Source organism: Arsenicicoccus sp. UBA7492 (assembly GCF_002479615.1).
Classification (GTDB): Bacteria; Actinomycetota; Actinomycetes; order Actinomycetales; family Dermatophilaceae; genus Arsenicicoccus; species Arsenicicoccus bolidensis.
Genome location: NZ_DLOE01000011.1, coordinates 63,708 through 70,453 on the forward strand (window position 1 = coordinate 63,708; position 6,746 = coordinate 70,453).

The following is a 6,746-nucleotide window of genomic DNA, read 5'->3' on the forward strand; positions in this document are numbered from 1 at the left end:
CCGATCAATCCAGGTGCCGCTTCACCACGCGCACGTCGAGCCCCTCGATCGCCTCGAAGTCGGCTGGGTTGGCCGTGTAGACGGGCAGGCCGCTGGCCAGCGCGGTGGCGGCGATCAGGGCGTCGTAGGCCCTGGCCGAGGGCTTGCGCCCGGCAGACCGCAGACTCGCCGCGATCCGACCGAACGCTCTCGCCGCGGATGCATCGAAGGGCAGTGGGTCGAAGTCCGCCTCGGCCTGCTGCAGGTGTGCCTGACGCGCTGCCCGCTGCTCCGAGGTGCGCGCGACGAGCGGTCCGACCGACAGCTCCGCGAGCGTGATCGCGGTGATGACCGGCTCGTCCGGCAGGGACGCGGGGTCCAGCGAAGCCAGGTCGATGACCGCGGAGGTGTCCAGGACTCCGCGCGGGTCGGTTCCGCTCACAGGCTGGGGTCCAGGAGCGCGTCGATGTCGGCCTGCAGCGACCGGGCGTCGACGTGCGGAAGGGCTTGCCGTCGCCGCACCAGCTCCGTCGCGGTCAGACGCCGGCGTGGCAGAGGCGCGACGGTAGCGACCGGTTCGCCGTCGCGCGTCACGGTCAGGCTCTCGCCCCGCGCGACGCGAGACAGCACGTCGGCGCTGCGATTGCGCAGGTCCCTCACCGTGACGCTGTCCATGCCACGAGCGTATCACCGGTGATACGCAACGGGGGGTTCGGGGCGTTGTCGGTCGTGGTCACTAGGTTGTCGGCATGACCAGCGAGCAGTGGGACGGGGAGGCCGAGACCTTCGACGACGAGCCGGATCACGGGTTGCGCGACGAGACGACGCGGGCGGCCTGGCGGGACCTGCTGCTGTCGGTGCTGCCACCGGCGCCAGCGCGGATCGCGACATCGGGTGCGGCACGGGCACCCTGTCACGCCTCCTCATGGACGAGGGGTACGACGTCGACGGCCTGGACCTTTCCCCCGCCATGATCGAGCGGGCGAGGACCAAGGTGCCGGAGGCGACCTTCGTCGTGGGGGACGCCGCGGCACCTTCCCTGACACGCGGTGCGTATGACGTGGTCCTGTGCCGTCACGTCCTGTGGGCACTGCCGGATCCCGTCGCAGCCCTCGCACGCTGGGTGGCTCTGCTGCGCCCCGGCGGAGCGGTCGTCCTGGTCGAGGGGAGCTGGACGACGGGCGCCGGCCTCACCGCTGACGAGACGGTGCGGATCGTCAGGTCCGTCCGGGCGGAGGCCACCGTCCAGCACCTCCCCGACGCCGTCTACTGGGGCAAGGAGGTCGCCGACGAGCGTTACCTCGTCGTCAGCCGCCGGTGACGGGACAGGGTCCACATCAGGGCCGGATGTCGGGCCCCGGGGCGATAGCGTGAGCCGGGACACCCCGTCTCCCCGTGGAGGTCCCCATGGAACCCCGCCAGCCCGTCCCGCCGTTCACCCGCGAGACCGCTCTGCGCAAGGTGCAGGCCGCAGAGGATGCGTGGAACACGCGACACCCCGAGCGGGTCGCCGGCGCCTACACCGTCGACACCGCATGGCGGAACCGCGACGAGCACCTGCACGGCCGCGAGGAGGTCATCGCGTTCCTCACCCGCAAGTGGGAGCGGGAGCTCGACTACCGCCTCCGCAAGAACCTCTGGGCGTTCACGGACGACCGGATCGCGGTGCGCTTCCAGTACGAGTGGCGCGACGTCGACGGGCAGTGGTGGCGGGCGTACGGCAACGAGCTGTGGGAGTTCGACGAGCTGGGCTACATGCGGCGCCGCGAGGCGTCGATCAACGACGCGCCCATCGACGAGAGCGACCTGCGGGTGACGCCCGGCGACGGCGACCTCCCCACCTGGTGAACGCGCCTGGAGGATCGGCCTGCGCGAGGACGGGCAGGAGCATCCCCGCCATGACCACGGTGAACGCCCTGTTCTTGAGGATGTCCTCGACGGGGCTCGCCGCGGGCCAGCCGTAGCCGAGAACGAGGAGGAAGGCGAAGAAGCCGAGGATGGCGACGACAGCCACCCGAGTGCTGCGTCCGCCCAGCAGGAGGCACACGCCCACCCCCACCTCCCAGGCCGCCAGCACCAGCGTCAGCCCGGCGATGTGCGGCATGACGAAGCCCTCCCACAGGTCCTCCAGGGGGCGCCACAGGGCTGTCGATCCGTAGACGGCATACCCCTCGGGTGCCGCACGCCCCTGGACCAGGTGGGCGACGCCGCCGCCGAGGAAGACCGTGGCGAAGACCCACCGGACGACGATCCCGTAGCGGCGCATCAGCTCTCCCGCAGATGGGTCGACCGGAAGTGCCGGACGTGCGCGGCGAGCATCGCCCGCGCGCGCTGCTCGTCCGCCTCACCGGTCTCGGCCAGCTGGATCAGCGCGAGGACAGGGCCGAAGAACGACAGCGCGACCATCTCGGGGTCGAGGCCGGGACGGAGCTCGCCCGTGGAGATCAGCTCGGTGAACACCGCGCTCTGGAAGGCCACCGGCCTGCCGATCCAGTAGTCCCGCAGACGGCGGCCGATCTCGGGGTCGCGGTACTGGTTGACGACGAACAACCGGCGAAGAGCCACGAGCTCGGCGTCGTGCAGCACCGCCGTGAAGAAGCCGTCGACGACCTCGACCAGCCGCTGCTCCATGATGCCGACATAGGCGGGCACGGCGGCCGGAGGTGAGTCGACGACGACGCCCAGCCCGCTCGCGACCGTGGCCAGGCGGGCGTCCGCGCGCTCGAGCAGGGCGTCGAAGATCTCCTGCTTGGACCCGAAGTGCTTGTAGACCGAGCTCTCGCGGATCCCGACGTCGCGGGCCAGGTCGCGGATCGACGTCCCACCCCAGCCGTCGCGCGAGAAGCGCTCCAGGGCCGCCGCGAGCAGGCGCTCCCGCGTGGGTAGCGAACGATCGTTAGCCATGCGTCGACGCTAGCAGTCGCGTGCCTCGGGCGCCAGGGTCGCAAGTCCCCGCACGGGCTCGGACAGGTGAGACGCTGCCCACCTGACCCACCTGCGCACCAAGGAGGCCCCGTGACCCGCGACGACTGGCAGCGCACGTCCCCGCCCAGCGAGCAGCTGGACTGGAGCACGCTCTGGGAGGACGAGCGGCACGGCGGCTGGCAGGTCCAGGCCGCCACCCGCGAGACGGACGGCTGGACGCGGCCCAACCTGCGCCTGCAGCTCGGTGACGAGGACCGCCGTCTCACCGGTGCGGCCTGCGTGTGCGTCCGCCGCGACGGGGACCAGCCGCGCGTCCTGCTCGTCGACCAGCAGCGGCCCGCGCCAGGGGTGCGACTGTGGGAGATCCCGCGCGGCATGGTCGATCCCGACGACGCCTCCCCGGCCGAGGCCGCCCTGCGCGAGCTCGCCGAGGAGACCGGCATGGTGGCCTCGCTCGAGGCCGAGCTCGGCGAGATCTATCCGGACACAGGGGTGTTCGCGGGGTCGGTTGCCGTGGTGCTGGCGGCGTTCGTCCGGCAGGGCGAGGGACAGGACGAGGACGAGCCCGAGGTCGACGCGACGCGGTGGTTCACCCGCGACGAGGTCCGCGGACTGATCGCCGAGGGTCGGCTGCGGGACGGCATCAGCCTCGGGGCCCTGGCCCTGGCGGACGTATGGCGACAGGACGACCCCGTCAGCGCCGCATCATCCGCGTGATCGCGACGCCGAGCAGGCACAGTGCGCCGCCGAGCAGCATCACGGGCGTCGGGGCCTCGCCCAGCAGCAGCCAGGACAGCACGATGGCGACGGCCGGGACGACATACGTGGTGGCCGAGGTGCGCCCGGCGGAGGTCCGCATCAGCACGTAGGCCCAGGTCGTGAACGCGAAAGCCGTTGGCAGCACACCCATGTAGACGATGCTCAGGGTCGCGCCAAGGGGTGCCGTCACGAGGTCGTGGGCCAGTCGTCCCGACCAGGGCAGCAGCGCCACGGCGCCGGCGGTCGCCCCGAGCCAGGTGAGGGTCGTGGAGTCGACGGTGCGCATCAGGTGCTTCTGCACCAGCGTGGCGCCGGCATAGAGGACGGCCGCGGCGAGCGCCAGCAGCAGTCCCGTGATCGCGAGGTGGCCGCCGGAGGACTGCAGGCCGATCAGCACCACGCCGAGGAAGGACACGGGCGCGCCGATCAGCAGCCCGCGCGGAAACCCTTCTCCGAGAAAGAGTCCCGCGAACACCACGACCATCAGCGGCGCGAGGTTGACGATCATCGCGGCGGTCCCCGCGTCGACGGTCTGCTCGGCGACGTTGAGCGCGAGGAGATAGAGGCAGAACCACCCGACACCCCACGCGATCACCAGCGGCACGGATCTCCTTGGGGGCCAACGGATCCCCGAGCGGGCGGCGATGAGGCCGAGCACGACGCTGCCGACGAGCATGCGCAGCAGAGCCATCGACCCCGCGTCGTAGTGCGGCCCGGCATATCGGATCACGATGAACGACGACGCCCACAGGACGACGGTCGCGGCGGCGGCGAGCAGGACGCGGGGCTCGTTGGCCTGGTCGCGCGTCGTCTCGATGGTCGGTGCGGTCACGGTCTGATCATCTCCCTCGGGTCGGTGACGGACGCTCTCGCGTCCAGGGTGGTCGGTCGACGGTTCAGTGCCGGGCGCACGGTCGCGGTGCTTCGATGGGCCGTATGACGACGCCCGCCCACCCCGACCTCGCCCTCGTCGCGCGGGCCCTGGCCGACGAGTCGCGGGCCTCGATGGTGTTGGCGCTGCTGGACGGGCGAGCCTGGACCGCAGGCGAGCTCGCGTCCCACGCCGGGGTGGCCCGGTCGACGGCCTCGGCGCACGTCGACCAGCTCGTTGCGGCGGGACTGGTGTCGGAGCTGCGGCAGGGGCGGCACCGCTACGTGCGCCTGAGGGACGCCCAGGTGGCCGACGCCGTCGAGGCGCTCGCCGCGCTGAGCCCGCGCGTGCGACCCGCGACCGCGTCGCTGAGCGGGCAGCGCGTGGACGCCGAGCTGCAGGCCGGCCGCACCTGCTACCGGCACCTCGCGGGCCGCCTCGGGGTGTGGCTCACGGACGAGTGGCTGCGGCTCGAGATCGTCTCGGACGACTGGGAGCTCACGGCCGTCGGTCGCGCCTGGCTGGACGGCGTCGGCTTCCAGTGCCCCGCGGCGGCCCGGCGTCCGCTGGTGCGTCCGTGCCTGGACTGGACCGAGCGGCGCGAGCACGTGGCGGGCCTGGCGGCGGACGGATTCGCGCAGCACGCCTTGGATCTCGGCTGGCTCGAGCGTCGATCGCACCGTCGCTCGGTCGAGCTCACCCCCGCGGGGTGCACGGCCCTCTCCGCGTCCGGCCTGCGTGTGGACGAGCTGCCCGCCGGTCACCTCAGCAGCCCGTAGGCGGGACGACGCCGTGGTGCAGCAGTCGCGCCACCCAGGAGGGCCGGCGCGTGCTGCTGGAGGCGCGGGTGCCGTGGGAGGGGCGGCCGGCCCGGGACCGGTCGATCACGTCGCGGGCAGGAGCGGTGGGCCTCATGTCAGGTAGACGTGCGGACGGCGCCTGACGTGAGTACTCCGCCGCCACGGGCACCCGCAGGACGTCGAGCTCCTGCTGCACGCGGGCGAGGTCACGGTCGTCGGGATAGCGGCTGGTCATGGTGTTCATGTCATCAACGGTCGGCCGCTCAACCCCTTAGCACAAGCGAACGTTTCTTCACGACCATGCAGTGTTGCTGTATGTTCGTGGAATGGTCGACGTCAACCGCCTCAGGGTCTTTCGCGCCGTGGTCGCGAGCGGGTCGGTCAACGCCGCCGCGCAGCACCTCGGCTACACCCCGTCAGCCGTCAGCCAGCACCTCGCCACCCTGCAGCGCGAGACGCGGCTGACCCTCGTCGAGCGCAACGGCCGCGGCATCGCCCCCACCCCCGTCGGCCTCGAGCTCGCCTCGCGCAGCGACGATCTCATCGGCAGCCTGACCCGCCTCGACGGGGTCATCGAGGACCTGCGCGAGGGGCGCACCGACTCCCTCTCCGTCTCGTCCTTCGCGTCCGCGGCCGAGGAGTGGCTCCCCGGCGTCGCGGCGGCGGTGCTCCAAGAGTTCCCCGACGTGCAGTTCACGTTCCGGCTCAACGAGGTCGAGACCACGCAGGTCGTGTCCGCGGACATCGACATCCGCAGCGAGTTCCTCGACGAGCCGCCCACCTCGATGACGGGCTACGAGCGCCAGGTCCTCACCACCGAGCCGTACGTCGTCGTCCTCCCCCGCGACCACCCGCTCGCCCAGCAGGACGAGATCCGCTTCGGGGAGCTGGGCGACGTGCCCTGGATCGACAACGACCCCGGCGACACGACCTGCGGCCGGGTCGTGCGGATGGCAGCCAGCTCGTGCGGCATCCGCCCGCGGTTCGTGGCGTATGCCGGAGACCACCACGGCGCCGTCGCGTTCGTGGCCGCCGGGCTCGGGATCGCCGTCATGGCGCGACTGGCGGCGACGACGCTGCCGCCGGGCGCCGTGGCACGACCCCTGGTGTCCCCCACGCCGGAGCGACGGATCGTGGCGTTCGTGCACGGGTCGGCGATGCTCAAGCCCGTCGCGCGTCGGGTGGTCGAGCTCCTCTCCGCTCGGGTCGGACCTTCGGCCTAGAACCCGACGATCTGTGGCAGAGCCAAGCGCGCACGTGGGCCCAGGTGGCGTCGCCGAGTCAGACTGAGCGGCGGACGCACCTTTGCCACGTGCCGGCGGGCGCGGACGCGGCGTTCGTGAGCCCCCAGCGCACGAACGTCCGCCGAGGGAGCCCCGCGCCGCACTTTTGTGGCTCTCCTGACTGATCCG

The 6,746-nt window shown here is 72.1% G+C and carries 11 protein-coding genes; 5 read left to right on the forward strand and 6 right to left on the reverse strand.

Annotated features, from left to right (window positions below):
* Positions 1–4: 4 nt before the first annotated feature.
* A complete protein-coding gene (locus tag B4E97_RS03340) occupies positions 5–421 on the reverse strand; it encodes a type II toxin-antitoxin system VapC family toxin (RefSeq protein WP_019287407.1) in 417 nt (138 codons plus the stop codon).
* Entirely contained in the window at positions 418–654 is a 237-nt protein-coding gene (locus tag B4E97_RS03345; RefSeq protein ID WP_286955747.1) for a type II toxin-antitoxin system Phd/YefM family antitoxin, read from the reverse strand. Before B4E97_RS03345 ends, B4E97_RS03340 begins: the two co-directional genes overlap by 4 nt.
* 250 nt (positions 655–904) lie before the next feature.
* Here B4E97_RS03345 and B4E97_RS03350 point away from each other — a divergent pair, with 250 nt between their 5' ends.
* Positions 905–1,300 carry a class I SAM-dependent methyltransferase gene (locus B4E97_RS03350; RefSeq protein ID WP_286958698.1) on the forward strand — a complete coding sequence of 132 codons (396 nt, stop codon included), beginning with the start codon at positions 905–907 and terminating at the stop codon, positions 1,298–1,300.
* 86 nt (positions 1,301–1,386) lie between these two features.
* Positions 1,387–1,827, forward strand: coding sequence for a nuclear transport factor 2 family protein (locus tag B4E97_RS03355; protein WP_286958699.1), 441 nt, complete (start codon positions 1,387–1,389; stop codon positions 1,825–1,827).
* Here B4E97_RS03355 and B4E97_RS03360 read toward each other — a convergent pair.
* Both B4E97_RS03360 and B4E97_RS03365 read right to left on the reverse strand, forming a co-directional pair.
* A complete protein-coding gene (locus B4E97_RS03360) occupies positions 1,757–2,245 on the reverse strand; it encodes a hypothetical protein (RefSeq protein WP_286955750.1) in 489 nt (162 codons plus the stop codon). The two genes, B4E97_RS03355 and B4E97_RS03360, sit on opposite strands and share 71 nt — an antisense overlap.
* On the reverse strand, positions 2,245–2,883 hold the full coding sequence (locus B4E97_RS03365; RefSeq protein WP_286958700.1) for a TetR/AcrR family transcriptional regulator: 639 nt from the start codon (positions 2,881–2,883) through the stop codon (positions 2,245–2,247). Before B4E97_RS03365 ends, B4E97_RS03360 begins: the two co-directional genes overlap by 1 nt.
* A gap of 111 nt (positions 2,884–2,994) precedes the next feature.
* On the opposite strand from B4E97_RS03365, the gene B4E97_RS03370 reads away from it, so the two are divergent.
* Complete coding sequence (locus B4E97_RS03370; RefSeq protein ID WP_286958701.1) at positions 2,995–3,621, forward strand: NUDIX hydrolase; 627 nt, start codon at positions 2,995–2,997, stop codon at positions 3,619–3,621.
* On the opposite strand, the gene B4E97_RS03375 is transcribed toward B4E97_RS03370, so the two are convergent.
* On the reverse strand, positions 3,599–4,495 hold the full coding sequence (locus B4E97_RS03375) for a DMT family transporter (RefSeq protein WP_239264633.1): 897 nt from the start codon (positions 4,493–4,495) through the stop codon (positions 3,599–3,601). The genes B4E97_RS03370 and B4E97_RS03375 overlap by 23 nt on opposite strands.
* Before the next feature lie 104 nt (positions 4,496–4,599).
* Between B4E97_RS03375 and B4E97_RS03380 the strand changes: the two genes are divergently transcribed.
* Complete coding sequence (locus B4E97_RS03380) at positions 4,600–5,313, forward strand: ArsR/SmtB family transcription factor (RefSeq protein ID WP_286955754.1); 714 nt, start codon at positions 4,600–4,602, stop codon at positions 5,311–5,313.
* On the opposite strand, the gene B4E97_RS03385 is transcribed toward B4E97_RS03380, so the two are convergent.
* Positions 5,300–5,578: a hypothetical protein gene (locus tag B4E97_RS03385; RefSeq protein ID WP_019287399.1), complete on the reverse strand. Its 279-nt coding sequence runs from the start codon at positions 5,576–5,578 to the stop codon at positions 5,300–5,302. The genes B4E97_RS03380 and B4E97_RS03385 overlap by 14 nt on opposite strands.
* An 82-nt stretch (positions 5,579–5,660) precedes the next feature.
* On the opposite strand from B4E97_RS03385, the gene B4E97_RS03390 reads away from it, so the two are divergent.
* Positions 5,661–6,557 (forward strand): LysR family transcriptional regulator, encoded by an 897-nt coding sequence (locus tag B4E97_RS03390; protein WP_286955755.1) that lies wholly within the window; start codon positions 5,661–5,663, stop codon positions 6,555–6,557.
* Positions 6,558–6,746: the final 189 nt, after the last annotated feature.

Coding starts and splice junctions, on each gene's coding strand:
- B4E97_RS03385 (WP_019287399.1), bottom strand. CDS start 5,578: ATGAACACCATGACCAGCCGCTATCCCGACGACCGTGACCTCGCCCGC.
- B4E97_RS03390 (WP_286955755.1), top strand. CDS start 5,661: ATGGTCGACGTCAACCGCCTCAGGGTCTTTCGCGCCGTGGTCGCGAGC.
- B4E97_RS03380 (WP_286955754.1), top strand. CDS start 4,600: ATGACGACGCCCGCCCACCCCGACCTCGCCCTCGTCGCGCGGGCCCTG.
- B4E97_RS03360 (WP_286955750.1), bottom strand. CDS start 2,245: ATGCGCCGCTACGGGATCGTCGTCCGGTGGGTCTTCGCCACGGTCTTC.
- B4E97_RS03350 (WP_286958698.1), top strand. CDS start 905: ATGGACGAGGGGTACGACGTCGACGGCCTGGACCTTTCCCCCGCCATG.
- B4E97_RS03365 (WP_286958700.1), bottom strand. CDS start 2,883: ATGGCTAACGATCGTTCGCTACCCACGCGGGAGCGCCTGCTCGCGGCG.
- B4E97_RS03355 (WP_286958699.1), top strand. CDS start 1,387: ATGGAACCCCGCCAGCCCGTCCCGCCGTTCACCCGCGAGACCGCTCTG.
- B4E97_RS03345 (WP_286955747.1), bottom strand. CDS start 654: ATGGACAGCGTCACGGTGAGGGACCTGCGCAATCGCAGCGCCGACGTG.